Annotated in this window: 13 protein-coding genes; 10 read left to right on the top strand and 3 right to left on the bottom strand. The window is 48.4% G+C overall.

Annotated elements, in window-relative coordinates:
- Positions 1–63: 63 nt before the first annotated feature.
- The 3 genes from MKY48_RS19230 (at position 64) to MKY48_RS19220 (ending at position 3417) form a co-directional block, all read left to right on the top strand.
- Entirely contained in the window at positions 64–2067 is a 2004-nt protein-coding gene (locus tag MKY48_RS19230; protein WP_339290384.1) for a Na+/H+ antiporter, read from the top strand.
- Between the two features lie 140 nt (positions 2068–2207).
- Positions 2208–2657 (top strand): Rrf2 family transcriptional regulator, encoded by a 450-nt coding sequence (locus MKY48_RS19225; protein WP_098746062.1) that lies wholly within the window; start codon positions 2208–2210, stop codon positions 2655–2657.
- Between the two features lie 124 nt (positions 2658–2781).
- A complete protein-coding gene (locus MKY48_RS19220; protein ID WP_339290382.1) occupies positions 2782–3417 on the top strand; it encodes a nitroreductase family protein in 636 nt (211 codons plus the stop codon).
- A gap of 130 nt (positions 3418–3547) precedes the next feature.
- On the opposite strand, the gene MKY48_RS19215 is transcribed toward MKY48_RS19220, so the two are convergent.
- Entirely contained in the window at positions 3548–4171 is a 624-nt protein-coding gene (locus MKY48_RS19215) for a TetR/AcrR family transcriptional regulator (RefSeq protein WP_339290381.1), read from the bottom strand.
- A gap of 167 nt (positions 4172–4338) precedes the next feature.
- On the opposite strand from MKY48_RS19215, the gene MKY48_RS19210 reads away from it, so the two are divergent.
- Positions 4339–6576, top strand: a complete 2238-nt coding sequence (locus MKY48_RS19210) for an MMPL family transporter (RefSeq protein WP_339290379.1) — start codon at positions 4339–4341, stop codon at positions 6574–6576.
- 122 nt (positions 6577–6698) lie between these two features.
- Here the strand turns inward: MKY48_RS19210 and MKY48_RS19205 are convergent, their stop codons facing one another.
- On the bottom strand, positions 6699–7577 hold the full coding sequence (locus MKY48_RS19205; protein ID WP_339290377.1) for a LysR family transcriptional regulator: 879 nt from the start codon (positions 7575–7577) through the stop codon (positions 6699–6701).
- A 107-nt stretch (positions 7578–7684) separates the two neighbouring features.
- On the opposite strand from MKY48_RS19205, the gene MKY48_RS19200 reads away from it, so the two are divergent.
- The 6 genes from MKY48_RS19200 to MKY48_RS19175 all read left to right on the top strand — a co-directional run bounded on the left by MKY48_RS19200 (position 7685) and on the right by MKY48_RS19175 (position 13721).
- A complete protein-coding gene (locus tag MKY48_RS19200) occupies positions 7685–8251 on the top strand; it encodes a chromate transporter (protein WP_339290376.1) in 567 nt (188 codons plus the stop codon).
- Positions 8251–8805 (top strand): chromate transporter, encoded by a 555-nt coding sequence (locus tag MKY48_RS19195; protein WP_339290374.1) that lies wholly within the window; start codon positions 8251–8253, stop codon positions 8803–8805. Before MKY48_RS19200 ends, MKY48_RS19195 begins: the two co-directional genes overlap by 1 nt.
- 233 nt (positions 8806–9038) lie before the next feature.
- Positions 9039–9284, top strand: a complete 246-nt coding sequence (locus MKY48_RS19190; protein ID WP_076321737.1) for a hypothetical protein — start codon at positions 9039–9041, stop codon at positions 9282–9284.
- A gap of 238 nt (positions 9285–9522) precedes the next feature.
- Positions 9523–11310, top strand: a complete 1788-nt coding sequence (locus MKY48_RS19185) for an ABC transporter ATP-binding protein (RefSeq protein ID WP_339290372.1) — start codon at positions 9523–9525, stop codon at positions 11308–11310.
- On the top strand, positions 11307–13169 hold the full coding sequence (locus tag MKY48_RS19180; RefSeq protein WP_339265530.1) for an ABC transporter ATP-binding protein: 1863 nt from the start codon (positions 11307–11309) through the stop codon (positions 13167–13169). The genes MKY48_RS19185 and MKY48_RS19180 overlap by 4 nt, the downstream gene beginning before the upstream one ends.
- 75 nt (positions 13170–13244) lie before the next feature.
- The gene (locus tag MKY48_RS19175) at positions 13245–13721 is read left to right on the top strand and encodes a GNAT family N-acetyltransferase (protein ID WP_339265528.1); all 477 of its coding nucleotides are present in this window, start codon (positions 13245–13247) and stop codon (positions 13719–13721) included.
- A 42-nt stretch (positions 13722–13763) separates the two neighbouring features.
- On the opposite strand, the gene MKY48_RS19170 is transcribed toward MKY48_RS19175, so the two are convergent.
- Entirely contained in the window at positions 13764–14609 is an 846-nt protein-coding gene (locus MKY48_RS19170) for a chemotaxis protein (RefSeq protein WP_339265526.1), read from the bottom strand.
- Positions 14610–14661: the final 52 nt, after the last annotated feature.

The following is a 14661-nucleotide window of genomic DNA, read 5'->3' as shown; positions in this document are numbered from 1 at the left end:
GTCTATTGACAGACATGCCCATGTTACATAAGTTATTCTTCTCGAGGAAGGAGCAGATGCACTGTGGAAATATTTCTTATGGTACTTATTTTTCTGGTTCTTATCGGTATTTCCAACATCATCAATCGATTTCTGCCATTCATTCCTGTCCCGTTGATTCAAATTGCGCTTGGGATCGGGGCCGCCTATATCCGCGGGTTCCATCACGTGCCACTGAATCCGGAATTGTTCATGGTCCTGTTTATCGCACCGCTCTTGTTTAATGATGGGAAGCTGACCCCACGGAGCGAGTTGTGGAAGCTCAGGTCCAATATTCTGCTGCTGGCGCTAGGTCTCGTATTTGCAACCGTTCTGATCGCGGGACCTTTCATTCATTGGCTTATTCCGACCATACCGTTATCAGCTGCCTTTGCGTTGGCTGCGATACTCTCGCCTACCGATGCGGTTGCGGTGGGCTCCCTGTCAGGCAGAGTGAAGCTGCCGGGGAAAATCATGCATTTACTTGAAGGCGAAGCGCTTATGAATGATGCGTCCGGTCTCGTTGCGTTTAATTTTGCGATTGCAGCTACAGTGACGGGTTATTTTTCTTTAACGAAAGCCATCGGCAGTTTTTTTGTCATTGCAATTGGAGGCATCGTTGTCGGGGCGCTTCTAGGGTTTCTTGTGATTTGGTTCAGAATGCTGCTGCGCCGGCTCGGTATGGAGGACGTCACGCTTCATATGCTGATCATCATTCTGACGCCATTTATCATCTACCTTATAGCCGAGGAATTTCATCTGTCCGGGATTCTGGCTGTCGTTGCGGCGGGTGTCACCCACGCCGTGGAGAGGGATCGTATGCGATCAGCATCCATTAAACTTAGAGTTGTATCGGACAGCACCTGGTCTGTAATCCTGTTCACGTTAAACGGGCTGGTGTTCATTCTGCTCGGGCATGAAATACCGGGGGTCGTCAATCAAATATGGAGTGATCCTGCCTATAACAATGGACAAGTCCTCGGTTATATATTCCTAATAACGGCTGTTCTGATATTGCTGCGGTTCATATGGGTGTGGGCTTCAACGAACCGCCAGTTCAAGTCTTCCCTGCTGACTGCACTGTCGGGCGTACGGGGGGCATTAACGCTGGCTGCGGCTTTCTCCATCCCGCTCACCCTTGCGGACCATCGTCCATTTCCAGAGCGAAGCTTAATGTTATTCATCTGCGCGGGTGTCATCCTGTTAACTCTGGTCATCGCGAGCGTGCTGCTTCCGCTGCTGACACGTGAGAAACCTGTGAATACGGCCGCGGTGATTGATCGTGAGAAAGAAGCACGGCTTCATATGCTGCAAGCGGGAATACGTACCGTGCGGGAAGAAATGACGGATGAAAACAGGGAGGAGGCGGTTCAGCTTATTTATGCGTATACCAAACGGCTTCAGCAATCTCAAATAACGGATAAGAGCGACATGCGAGAGTTCTGGGAAGCCACGATCACCGTTAGAAAAATCGGACTTACTGCGGAACGGAACGTTACAGAAACATGGCTTAAGGAACATAAAGCTTCTGCAAGGGTCGCGGAGCAATTCCTGTCCTCGCTTAACAAAGTTGAGATGCTGCTGACCAGCCGATATAAGTTCAGGCTGCTCACGAAGAATTTATGGCGGAATTTAAAGCGCTTGTTGAAAAAAAACGAGTCCAAAGAAATGCCCATGTCTCCGGATCACCCGGATTGGGAGATGTATAAGGCATTGAAGCTGGAGGCCATTCGTACAGCAATCCATGAGATCCAAACGGTGAAGCCGGCGCAGAGGCAGGAAGTCCTGCAAGCGGTTATTGCAGACTATCGTGCAATGGAGCATTTTCTTCAGAATGATCGTGTATGGAGCCGAAGAAAGCAGAAGCTTAGCAGTGAACGCAGGGAACTGGAACTTAAAGCCATTCAGTCAGAGCGTAACGAGATTCAAAGCATGTTTGAACATGGCGATATTGACCGGGCACTTGCGAGCCATCTGAGAATGGATGTGAATTACCGAGAGGCGAATTTGTATGAGTCCCAAGCACTGGTTGAAGACGAGGGCCATTAGATGATGGTCCTTGTTGTGCTTGATGGAGTGTCAGGTTTACGATACAATAATGAAAAGCTAAGATGGGAACATCTGCTTCTGCTGCAGACCACCTATTAAAGGTTTAAAGGCAATCTCATTCTTAAAAAGGGGGTAGGAACATGAGCGTAAATAAAGAAGTGGCCTCCAAGAAATCGACAATGGCCTGCCCGTCCACTTATAAAACCTTCAGTTTGGCCGTACAGGCGCTGGTTACGCTTGAACGTCACTCCGGCAAATGCTCAAGCGGCGATATCGCATCGTATCTGCATTCGGAATCGACTTTGATTCGACGCGTACTGAAAACACTCGCGCAAGCCGATATGATTGAATCGCGTGAAGGAAGAGATGGTGGATACCGGCTGAAGAAGAACGCCTGCGATATTACTTTGGCTGAAGTGTACTCGATTCTCCAGGTCCACAGCTCAATCAGCGACAGTATGCTGGACGCAGCTTCCGGTCATTGTTTTGCTGAGGAAATCAAGGAATCCTTTGTTGGTATTTTATCCGAGATTGAGGACAGTACCTTAAAAATACTGGAATCGCGCACGATTGCGGACATCGCTCAGTGAACCTTTCAAAATGTTGTTGACAAAGAAATTCACTCTGCTATATACTGTGCATAAATCAACACAGTTAACTCGCGATTTAAACTGTGCAAAAAAATGCACAATATAATTTTGGAGGGGAAAAACCATGTCAACAATAACAAAATCCGATTTTCAAACCGTGATTCGGGAACGCCACTCGGTTCGTCAATATGACCCGTCGGTAAAGATTCCAAGAGAAGAGATGGAAGCCATCCTTAGGGACGCTACACTGGCACCTTCCTCAAGCAACCTCCAGCCATGGCGCTTTCTGGTGATCGATGATGCTGAGCTCTTGAAGAAGCTGCATCCGATTGCCAACAATCAGGAGCATGTTCTTCAAGCCTCGGCCGTCATCGCCGTATTGGGCGATCTGAAATGGTATGAAAAAGGCGAGAAGATTTATTCCATGTCTGAAAAAGCCGGTTATATGACCGAAGAGGTGAAGGAGCGCTTCATTTATACGGCCGAAAATATGTATGCGAACCTGGATCCATCCGTTAAAGAAAGCATCGTGGATGTGGATGCCGGACTGATCTCCATGCAGCTGATGCTGAGTGCACGGGCCAGAGGGTATGATACCGTACCGATGGGCGGATATAACAAAGTTCAATTCGTGGAAGAGTTCAATATTCCTTCCCATTATCGCAGTGTCATGTTGATTGCCATCGGGAAAGCAGCCGCTCCAGGTCGGCCAACGGTAAGATTGCCGCTTGAAGACGTTGCTTTCTGGAATGAAATCTAACACATAAGCAAAAAGAACGGAGATCCTGCTTGATGATCTCCGTTCTTTTGCGTTGATATGATCGATGCTCATGATTCGTGAACTAAATCTCTTGATTCATGTGTGAAGCATGCAGTTATGGAGCAGCGTGTTACTTCGGAAGGTTTACTGCTCCGTGCAAGAATAGATCTACGATCTCAACAGCCATATCACGAGGGCTGGCATAACCGCTTCGGGTATCTTCACGATTGCCCAGCATCAGCATCGCCGAAAAAGCCTGCGCCATGAGCAAAGGATTGCCTTCCCGAAGTTCACCAGAACGCATGGCTTGATTAAACCGATCGGCGATGACTTCATGAATGCGCTGTTCCGCCTCACGGATAGCGGCCATCTGCTCCTGGGATAAAAAAGGCTGTGCTTCCCGCATCATGGTCTCCATCTCGGCATGAGGCTTGGCAATCTTCGCTTCGGCTACCCGGATCAATCCAGACTCTAGGGTATCGGCTTCCTGCAGATACTGACGAGTAGAAGCATATGCTTTATCTAGAATCGTGGTTACCGCTATTTTAAACAGCTCGGGTTTACTTGTGAAATGATAGTAGATGGAAGCCTTGGTCACTTGGCAAGCCTTCGCGATCTGCTGCAAGGATACGGGCTCGTAGCCATTTTCCATGAATAACTTGGAGGCGGTCCAGAGGATGGTTTCCTGGATAGGAGCCTGATCGGCAGCTGCTTTGGGACGCCCGGGATTTCGGGGGTTTCGTATTTTTGTCATGATGACCTCCTGTGTATAGTGTAAGACATGCAGGTCGTTTTTTCAAAATGAATATTGAAAATTAACCTACCGGTATATATAATTAATTTGCGCGGTTTGTTTTCAGTCTAACTAAGGAAGAAACAAGATCATGATAAAGAACATCACGGAATGGAGAGGATCTACAAATGCACGGATCAGGACCGAATTACGGAAAATGGGTTGCAGGGAAGCGAAGCAAATGGGTCACGCTCTGTGTATGGGTACTCATCGCACTGACGTTGAATTTGCTATGGCCGGCTGTTGCAGATAAAGAGGATAACAATGCAGCCAACCTGAAGGAGGATGTTCCATCCGTCGTAGCGGAAGCCATTGCCGATAAGGAATTTCCTAGCAACGGGGGAGTACCGGCTCTCATCGTGTGGCATAAAGCCAATGGATTGAACGAAGGGGATTTAACCAAGCTGCAGGAGTTGACGGCGAGCCTGGAATCCGATCCGCTCCCGTATCAAACCTTCGTTGTTCCTTTCCATCAGCTGCCTCCGCAGGCTTTAAGCGCCCAGTTGTCAGAGGATCAGAGCACGCTGGTGATGCCGCTATTTTTTGAAGAAGACCAGGAGACGGACCTGCTCAAGGAAGGAACGGCAGAACTTGAGAAGCGATCGGAACAATTGCTGGGCGGTAATCCGTTTCAGACGGCCATCCAGAGCGGAGACGGAATCAGTGCTCGCGTAACAGGTCCGGTTGGAATCTCTATTGATGCAACGGGATTGTTTGAGGATGCCGATGTGTCGCTCATGATTGCAACCGTGCTTCTAGTGCTGATATTGCTGCTGCTGATTTACCGTTCACCGATTCTTGCCCTAATCCCGCTTGTAGCAGTCGGTTTTGCCTATATGGTAACGAGCCCGATTCTTGGGTTTATGGCGGATAAAGGCTTTATCACCGTGGATTCCCAATCCATCGCCATTATGACCGTGCTGCTCTTTGGAGCCGGGACGGATTATTGCTTGTTCCTGATTTCGAGATTCCGCCAGCTGTTATGGCATGAACCCGATAAACGCAAAGCCTTGTTCCAGGCGATTACGAGTTCATCGGGCGCCATTGCGATGAGCGGCTTCACGGTTGTTTTGTCTCTATTTGCGCTGCTTCTGGCTCAGTACGGGGCATACCAACGATTTGCGGTGCCTTTCAGCTTGTCAATTCTGATCATGTTCATAGCCAGTCTGACATTGGTACCGGCATTGTTGGCTATTTTCGGGAGAGGTTCCTTTTATCCTTTCATTCCGAGAACGTCGGAGATGCAAGCGGAGCGCGCCAAGAAAAAAGGAAAGCCGGTTCCTGCACCGCACAAAGAGAAGGAAAGCCGGATCGGCCGTATGGTGACAACGAAGCCATGGACCGTCGTCTTGGTAGCTTTAGTATTGCTGGGTGGACTTGCGACCTTCTCATCCCAAATCAAATTCACCTACGATCTCCTATCCTCATTCCCTGAGGATGTTCCTTCCCGCGAAGGATTCACCGTCATCGGCGAACAGTTCTCCGAAGGAGAGCTTGCGCCGGTTCGGCTGATGGTGGATGGCGCGGGGCAAGCTTTAGATCTTGAAGAACGCCTGAAGGCTCTGGATTATGTGGATCGTGTATCCGAACCGCAGAATGGGGCGGAGAATAACGATATTATCGGTTATGAAATCGAGCTATCCATGAATCCTTACTCTATGGAAGCGATGCAGCATATTCCGGATCTCAGGGAGATCGCGGAGGTTTCACTTGAGAAGGCAGGAGTCGAGAATCCGGCGGAAGCCGTGTGGATCAGCGGTCAAACGGCTACCCAGTATGACACGGAGATCGCGGGAGAACATGATGCCAAACTGATCATTCCCGTCGTCATCGGTTTGATTACGCTGTTGCTATTGGTATATCTGAGATCGGTTGTGGCAACCGTCTATCTGATTGCCACGGTCATCTTGTCTTATTTCTCCGCCCTGGGGCTTGGCTGGATTATCATTCATTACGGTCTGGGGGCAGAAGCCATCCAAGGAGCCATACCGCTGTATTCGTTTGTATTCCTGGTCGCGCTGGGCGAAGACTACAACATATTCATGATTTCGAGCATATGGCAAAAACGGAAGCAGATGCCCCTGAAGCAGGCGATTAAAGAAGGCGTGGGCGAGACGAGTTCGGTGATCACCTCAGCCGGTTTAATCCTGGCAGGGACCTTCGCCGTACTGGCCACGCTTCCGATTCAAGTATTGGTACAGTTTGGGATCATAACGGCCATCGGTGTTATGCTGGATACGTTCATTGTAAGACCCTTCCTGGTACCCGCGATCACAACGCTCCTGGGCAAGTGGGCTTTCTGGCCAGGCAAACAACAGTTGGTTACCGAAGAGAAATCTACATTGACCGTTGAAAATAAAGCGTAGCCTTAACTTAATATGGATTTCTTGTGACAACCACCTCATCTTAAGGTTATGTAAGAGATGAAGGTGGTTGTTGCCGATTTTGACGAGCGTGAGGGGGGGGCTAGTAAGATAAGGAGGAGGCTTCATGACATCGTAGATTCTATGTGCAAAAGAAGGGCCCTTAACGGAGTTGTCAGATATTTATCTCGATGGTGAACGGCAAGCAATTCATTTCTCAACAAGAGGTCTTGAACAGACAGTGAAATCAATTCCCCCTGCAATAGCTGCTCACTTACAAGAACATCAGGCAAAATCGTGATGCCGAATCCAGCCTTGGCAGCTTCGATCAATACTAAGGAATTTACGCTTGTCCATGCAGGTTGCGCGGTATGTCCGGACAAATAAAGAACACTGTCTAAAGTATCGCGGATCGCACTCCCCTTTTCACGCAACAATAATTTTTCAGAGCAAAATTGTTGCAGAGTCAACTCCTTGTGATCGATGGGATAGTCAGGAGCGCACACAACATATAACGGATAGGAAGCAAAAGGGATGCATGTAAAAGGCCCTTGGGGAGCCGCACCTTCAATCAAAGCGATGTCAGCTTTGCCGTTCCGCAATATTTCAATGGCATTCGCTGCGCTGACCACATCGACATGGATCAGTATATCAGGCCAATCTTTTTGAAAGGCTTTCAAGATTTTTGGTAACCAGAACGCTGCAATGGTAATGCTGGAAACGATGTGCAAGGGAGCTTGTTTTTCCAAACAGCTGATCCGTGCATCTAATGCTTCGCACGAAGATAGAATCGGTGTAACTTCCTCCAACAAAAGCCGGCCGCTTTTTGTAAGCTGAACGCTTTTTGAAAGTCGGTCAAACAATGCTGTTTCTGCCTTTTCTTCCAGTTCACGTATGGCATGAGAAACTGCCGATTGCGTGATATATAACCTTTCCGCAGCCCTTGTGAAGTTTCCCGTTTCTGCTACTGCCCGAAATATTTCAAAATGCCGAAGTGTCATCATTGATGCTCTCCCTCCCATGAATAAAACTAATCGTTATTGCAAAATAATATCATTTTACTAATCAATCATCAACCTCCATAATAACAGGGTGACAAGGAGGCGATCTGATGATAAGCCAAAGAACCCAACTATATATCTGGCTTCTGGGCATAAATTTGTTTATCAGCACATTTACATTTGGCGGTGGGTATGTTGTTGTTCCGATGATTCGGAAGTATTTCGTATCCAGGAAAAAACTACTCAACGAAGATGAACTCGTCAATATGGCTGCTATTGCACAGTCCTCACCAGGAGCAATCGCAATCAACTTGTCAACTCTCGCAGGGTTTCGGGTAGCGGGAATGACGGGCGCTGTAATCAGTTGTATTGCTGCTGTCATTCCATCCCTCGTCATATTGGGATTCATCTCCACGTTCTATGTTGCGTTTGCGGCGGATCCGTTAATCTCCGCAGTATTGAGAGGAATGCAGGCAGGCGTTGCAGCCCTTATCGTTGATTTCGTTGTGGATATGTGCAGTATGATGATCCAAGAACGTTCTCTATTTCTTACTCTGATGATTCCGGCAGCATTTTTAGCGAATTTTATCTTTGAAGTCAATGTAGCCATTATCCTCATCTCGTGTTGTTTTTTATGTATTGTGCGAGTGCGGCTTAATGAAAGGCGGCAGAAATAATGGGGGAACTATTGAAACTGTTATGGGTCTTTTTTCAGATCGGTTCGTTCAGTATCGGGGGTGGGTACGCAATCATCCCGTACATTCAGGAACTGGCAGTTCAAAAATACGCATGGGTATCGCAAAGGGTTTTTACCGATATCATTACCATCTCGCAAATGTCACCCGGCCCATTAGCAGTAAACACCTCCACATTTGTTGGCTTACAGGTCGCGGGGATACCGGGCGCAATGATTGCAACTTTCGGCTGCGTGATTTCAGGTGTCGGCATTTCTATTTTGCTGTATCGCTTTTTTCAAAAATTCAATAAATCTATCTATGTGTTTGAAGCTTTGAATGGCCTGAAGTCGGCATCACTGGGGCTTATTATTTCGGCTGCTGCAACCATATTGCTAATGACGTTTCTTGGGACTTCAGCAATAAGCATGGCTTCTAAAGTGGATTGGATTGCTGTAGGTGTATTTACGGGATCTTTGTTTGTATTGAGAAAATGGAAGATGAACCCGATCCTTCTCATGGTTCTGACGGGGATACTGGGAGGCATTATTTATTAAAGAAATCTTCGCGGCTCGTCGCGCAGTTGATTTCAAACATAATTCATATTATGTAAACAAATAATTCGAATCTGTTTAATATAAATATGGTATATAAAAGGAATTATGGAAAATAAGAGGCGATCATCATATCCTCACTTTACTTAACTGGATTTTAGGTTGCCTTCATCTCTCGTTAAGGTTTGGACCTTATACTAAGTATGTCACTACAAGTGATGGAAGGAGCAACGCAGATGAACAAGAAAAACAAAATGAGTATGTGGTCGTTAGGACTTGGAAGTGCTTTTCTGATGATGATGTTAGCTAACCATGACAATGTGCATGATGGACAAGCCCGATCCGGTATCGCTTCAAGTGCAGCTAGATCCAATGTGGCCATCCAATCCGTTAATAAGAGCTCGGCAGTCAAAATGCCCGAGAACCAGGAAATCACCCCCGAAATGATTAATCAATTCTTAAAATTAGTGGCAGAGACATAAGATCATGTTGATTCTCTATACGTAAACGGTTTTGAAGACCAGTCCCATGCTCAGGGGGCTGGTCTTTTTAGCGTGGGCTCAAAAGAGTTCTTAATCAGAGCGATTTTGCTGGCAGATGTGTCGCTAATCAATCGACTGTAAATTTTTTCGGAAACAGGAACCCATGTTCTTGTCATATCTTCCCAGGAAGCTTATTATTATCAAGAGGGTTAACCTGAAGCGGGGGGATTATAGACGAATGCAAAGCGATTACACGTTAAACAGCAAGCGAAGGACCACGGGGATTGGCATGTACCGGGAGATGCTATTCCGATACGTATTCCCGCATAAGAAACTGCTGGCAGCGCTAACGGTGCTGCTATTATTTTCAATCGGGCTGCAACTGATTAATCCGCAGATCATCCGGTATTTTATCGATACGGCTCAAGGAGAGGGAAATCTGACATCCCTTTATTATGCGGCAGGTTTTTTTATCGTATTTTCATTGCTCCAACAAGGCGTATCCATTGCGGCTGCTTACTATAGCGAGAATCTGGGCTGGACGACAACCAACAAGCTTCGCGCTGAATTGGCGGAGCACTGCCTCTCGCTGGATATGAGCTTCCACAAAACGCAAACGTCCGGCTCTTTAATCGAACGGGTCGATGGCGATGTGAATGCGCTTGCTAATTTCTTCTCCAGCTTTATTATCCATCTGTTCGGCAATCTGCTCCTTATGATCGGGATCCTGGCTCTTCTGTATCGGGAGAACTTCTGGATTGGTTTTGTCATGACAGTGTTTGTTATCGGCAGTATCTACGTCATTCAGCATATTCGGCGGTTTGCGATACCGATATGGAAGCGATGGCGCGAGCTGAATGCGGATTTCTACGGATTCATTGGCGAGCACCTCGAAGGCACTGAAGATACGCGTGCCAACGGGGCGGCTGGATATGTCATGAATCGATTCTACGAGATGGCCAGACGCATGCTGCCGGTTCGAGTTCGTGCATTCATCGGATTTTTCCTTATGTGGAGCACAACAATATTGGTGTTTGCGCTGGGCAATGCGGCCGCATTTATCGTCTGCGCCATACTGTGGAAGAATGGACATGGCGGTTTGACGATCGGCTCCATCTATTTAGTATTTTATTATACCGAGCTGTTAGCCAAGCCGATTGAGAAGATCCGTACCCAATTAGAGGACTTACAAAAGGCAGATGCCAGCTTGATGCGGGTCCGGGAATTGCTGGCAACCGAGCCTCAGATCAAAGACGGACCTGGAGCTCCGCTTCCACCAGGTCCGTTGTCGGTGGAATTCCGCAACCTAAACTTCTCATATGAAGAGGGCGGGCAGGTTACGCTCGAAAATTTGCAGCTGCGGCTCGAACCAGGCCAGACTCTAGGGCTGCTCGGGCGTACAGGCAGCGGCAAAACGACAATCGCCCGCTTGCTGCTGCGTTTCTATGATCCTCAAGAGGGTAGCGTCACGCTTGCAGGAACGGATATCCGGGCCTTCAAGCTTCATGAACTGAGGCGCAAAGTCGCCATGGTTACGCAGAATATTGAGATTTTGGAAGGGACTGTTCGTGATAATCTGACCTTGTTTGATGAAGGTATCGCGGATAGCCGAATCATATCCGTGCTCGAGGAGCTTGGGCTTGGGGACTGGTATGCTTCGCTTCAGGAAGGGCTCGATACGAACCTGGCCTCAGGCGGGGGGAGCCTGTCGGCTGGTGAGGCCCAGCTGTTGGCATTTGCCCGTGTCTTTCTGACGGATCCGGGTCTCGTCATCCTTGATGAAGCATCATCCCGCCTCGACCCGTTAACGGAATACCGGATTGAAGCAGCCATTACGCGTCTGCTGCAGGAGAAGACGTGTATTATCATTGCCCACCGCTTGGCTACGGTTCAACGTGCCGACCGGATTCTTATTCTGGAGAATGGTCGCATGCTCGAAAGTGGTCGCCGGGAAGAGCTTGCCTCAGACCCGCAATCACGGTTTAGCCGCATGCTGGCCGTTGGAATGGAGGAGGTGCTGGCATGAAAACAAGACATTTTTTCTGGCGGTTGATTCTGTACCGGCCTGGCTTGTATCTGATCAACCTGCTGGCATGGTCCCTTATCCATATGGCACCACTGATCCCCGGACTGTTAACCAAGGCTTTCTTTGACCATCTGGAAGGTACATATGCTTTTCCCTACGGCGTTTGGGCGATTGCCGTGCTGCTCATTGGCGCTGCTTTAGCCCGGATTGCGCTGATCTTCGGCGGTTTCATGACAGACGTGCATTTTCGCTTCCGGATCAGCACCTTGCTTCGTCGCAATATGCTGTCCCATGTCATGAAGGAGCCTGGAGCTCGGGCGATACCTTGCTCCCCAGGTGAAGCCATCAGCAATTTTCGGGATGACGTCGATCAGGCCGAAGAAGCGACAAGCTGGTCGGTGGATACTTTAGGACTGGTCGGATTCGTTATCGTTGCCAGCTGGATTCTTATATCCATTGATCTGCAGCTGACGATTCTCGTGTTCGTTCCTTTGATCCTGGTGGTCACTGCGGCCCAGATTGCGACAGCTCGCATTCAGAAATACAGGGCAGCAAGCCGGGAATCGACGGCCAAGGTAACCGGTGCGATTAGCGAAATGTTTGCCAACGTGCAAGCCATTCAAGTCGCAGGGGCTGAGAAACGCGTAGTGGAACGGTTTGTAAGCCTTAGTGAGAAACGGCGCCAATCCATGGTGAAGGATAAGCTGTTAACGGAGACCTTATCTTCCGTATTCACCAACTCCGTCAACCTCGGCACAGGATTGATCCTCGTGCTTGCGAGTCTTAAGATGCGAAGTGGCGATTTTACGGTTGGGGACTTGTCGCTCTTTGTATATTATTTAACTTTTGTCACGCAGCTCATATCCAACGTAGGCAACTTCATGACCTACTACAAGCAGATGGGCGTCAGTTTTCAGCGCATCAAATCCATGCTGCAAGGGGCACCGGCTTCGCTGCTTACAGCAGCCAATTATATCGGTATCGGTAAGGTTAAGAACAAACAGAATAAAGAGAAGGAAGCTAATCCTAATCGTAGGACACAGAAAGATTTGTTGACCAATGAAAGAATCCATCCTTCCACCATTTCTGCAGCCGAAGACGGCGTGGAAACGGCTTATATCGAGGCGCCACCTCTTTTACTGCTTGAAGCGCAAGGACTGTCGTATCAATATCCCGAAACCGGACGCGGTATATCGAATATTAATCTGACCCTGAAGCGTGGTACCTTTACTGTCGTTACAGGGATGATCGGCAGCGGTAAAACGACGCTGGTTCGCACCCTGCTGGGTTTACTGCCAGCTGAAAAGGGCGAGATCCGGTGGAACGGTGAGAGGATAACAGAACCCGCTGATTTCTTTATACCTCCACAGAGTGCGTATACTGCGCAGATCCCCAGGCTGTACAGTGATAAACTGCGTAACAACATACTGTTAGGTATAATCGAGGAGCCGGGCAGTCTGGACCGCGCACTACATGCGGCTGTAATGGAAGAAGATATCAAGCATCTGCAGCATGGCCTGGAGACGATGGTAGGACCACGAGGAGTCAAGCTGTCCGGCGGTCAAGCTCAGCGGACAGCGGCTGCAAGGATGCTGGTACGGGACGCGGAGCTGTATGTATTTGACGATTTATCCAGCGCATTGGATGTTGAGACCGAGCGTAAGTTATGGGAGCGGCTGTTCAGCGAGCGCGGCGGGGCGACTTGCCTTGTGGTATCGCATCGAAAAGCAGCACTTCACCATGCGGACCATATCATCGTGTTAAATGGCGGAGAGATTGAGGCTGAAGGCACGGCAGAACAGCTGCTGGCTTCAAGCGAAAGCTTCCGGCAGCTGTGGTATGGCGAAGAAACAGGATAATAAGTAAGATCAAGATTGCAATCGATAGAGTAAAAGATGTATCCATTTCACCATAGACAGAGGAGATATCCCCCCATGCAAAAAGCGGAACAAATTCAGCTGGAATTCCGTTCGGCAGAACACCTGCCTATCTTGAATGAATTCGAGCTTCCGGATGAACAAGTCCAATTTACCGCTCATCCGAAAGAAGCATTAAACCTAGTGGAAGGTCAGTTTCCCATCGTCATTTTAGCTGATGATCATCCTGTCGGCTTCTTTATCCTGCACGCCACGGAGCGCGTCAAGGAGTATACAAGCAATTCTCATGCCATGCTGCTTACTACCTTATCCATTGACCATCGTCAGCAGCGTAAGGGGTATGCCAGAAGAGGGATGCTTGCGCTGCCATCGTTCATTCGAAGTCAGTTTCCTTCCTGCGATGAAGTGGTGTTGGTCGTGAACCATAAGAATGTTCCGGCTCAGCAGCTGTATGAACGGGTTGGTTTCGAAGATACGGGCAGAAGAAGGATCGGGCCTACGGGAGAACAATGGGTTATGAATATAGCCATCTGATATAAAAATGCCGCAAAGACACCTGGTCTTTGCGGCATTGCTTTATTTTACTTGGTTGACGCTCCGCCAGGTAGCTTCCAAATTTGAAGCAATATACTCCAGAATCGGTTTGCTGTAGAAATAACCGCTGTGGGACAGGGGATTCCAGCAGGTCAACCAGTTTCCCACGTTAACGGATACATCGTTTCGTACCGTGCGGTCATATGCTTCATTTATACTCTTAAGGGGATAAGCAAGGATATCGTCTTTATCATAGAAATTGACCCATTCCCCCAGCAGTTGATCATGATAGTGCTTCAGATGCCCGGAAGGGACGTTGATCGGCTTGTCAAAATCGCGGTACCGCATGCTCCACAATGGCAAGGTGGTTCCCAGCGTATAGAATAAGGTCAGGAGTTCTCCGCGCTCCAGCGGAGCTTTCGGGTCAACGACCAGACGATGCCCGCGGGAGGAAAATTGCAAATCATAGAAGAAATTGCTGGCGATTACAGATCCCAGGCTATGAGAGATCACGCATAATGGAGCCTCGGGGCCGGCAGAGAAGGCAAGTCGGTGGAGCGCCTCACTGATCGTCCGATGAACGGCCTCATAGTTCTGATCTTCGGATTCTACGGGCTGATAAGCCACGGCATCCGCCAGATTGTGGATCACGTACTGCCGAAGGTGCTGATAACGTAAACGGTAAGGTTTAATGCTGCTGTTGATTAACTCAGACTCGCGTGCCGCGAATACATCGGCCCAATGCACAGCCTCCATGGCCAGTTGCTCATGCGGAATACCGGAGGTTTGAGAGAAGGTTTCTCTCAATTTTTTCATAAATTTATCCGCATAGTCTTTCTTTTGTGTTCCCAATCCGTGTACAATGATCACTGCAATTTTTTGCTTCATCTAACTGCAGCTCCCTTCATCGGAAATGGAATGAATGGATATCTTTTACTCT

Origin of the sequence: Paenibacillus sp. FSL W8-0187 (assembly GCF_037969755.1) — a bacterium.
Classification (GTDB): Bacteria; Bacillota; Bacilli; order Paenibacillales; family Paenibacillaceae; genus Paenibacillus_AQ.
The sequence above is the reverse complement of the archived record's forward strand: the minus strand, read 5'-3'. Positions and strand labels throughout refer to the sequence as shown.

Bases quoted from the DNA above. Each gene is read 5' to 3' on its own strand.
- MKY48_RS19175 (WP_339265528.1), top strand. From the start codon at position 13,245: ATGCAAAAAGCGGAACAAATTCAGCTGGAATTCCGTTCGGCAGAACAC.
- MKY48_RS19170 (WP_339265526.1), bottom strand. From the start codon at position 14,609: ATGAAGCAAAAAATTGCAGTGATCATTGTACACGGATTGGGAACACAA.
- MKY48_RS19205 (WP_339290377.1), bottom strand. From the start codon at position 7,577: ATGATGACACTTCGGCATTTTGAAATATTTCGGGCAGTAGCAGAAACG.
- MKY48_RS19220 (WP_339290382.1), top strand. From the start codon at position 2,782: ATGTCAACAATAACAAAATCCGATTTTCAAACCGTGATTCGGGAACGC.
- MKY48_RS19210 (WP_339290379.1), top strand. From the start codon at position 4,339: ATGCACGGATCAGGACCGAATTACGGAAAATGGGTTGCAGGGAAGCGA.
- MKY48_RS19195 (WP_339290374.1), top strand. From the start codon at position 8,251: ATGGGGGAACTATTGAAACTGTTATGGGTCTTTTTTCAGATCGGTTCG.
- MKY48_RS19225 (WP_098746062.1), top strand. From the start codon at position 2,208: ATGAGCGTAAATAAAGAAGTGGCCTCCAAGAAATCGACAATGGCCTGC.
- MKY48_RS19190 (WP_076321737.1), top strand. From the start codon at position 9,039: ATGAACAAGAAAAACAAAATGAGTATGTGGTCGTTAGGACTTGGAAGT.
- MKY48_RS19200 (WP_339290376.1), top strand. From the start codon at position 7,685: ATGATAAGCCAAAGAACCCAACTATATATCTGGCTTCTGGGCATAAAT.
- MKY48_RS19215 (WP_339290381.1), bottom strand. From the start codon at position 4,171: ATGACAAAAATACGAAACCCCCGAAATCCCGGGCGTCCCAAAGCAGCT.
- MKY48_RS19185 (WP_339290372.1), top strand. From the start codon at position 9,523: ATGCAAAGCGATTACACGTTAAACAGCAAGCGAAGGACCACGGGGATT.
- MKY48_RS19180 (WP_339265530.1), top strand. From the start codon at position 11,307: ATGAAAACAAGACATTTTTTCTGGCGGTTGATTCTGTACCGGCCTGGC.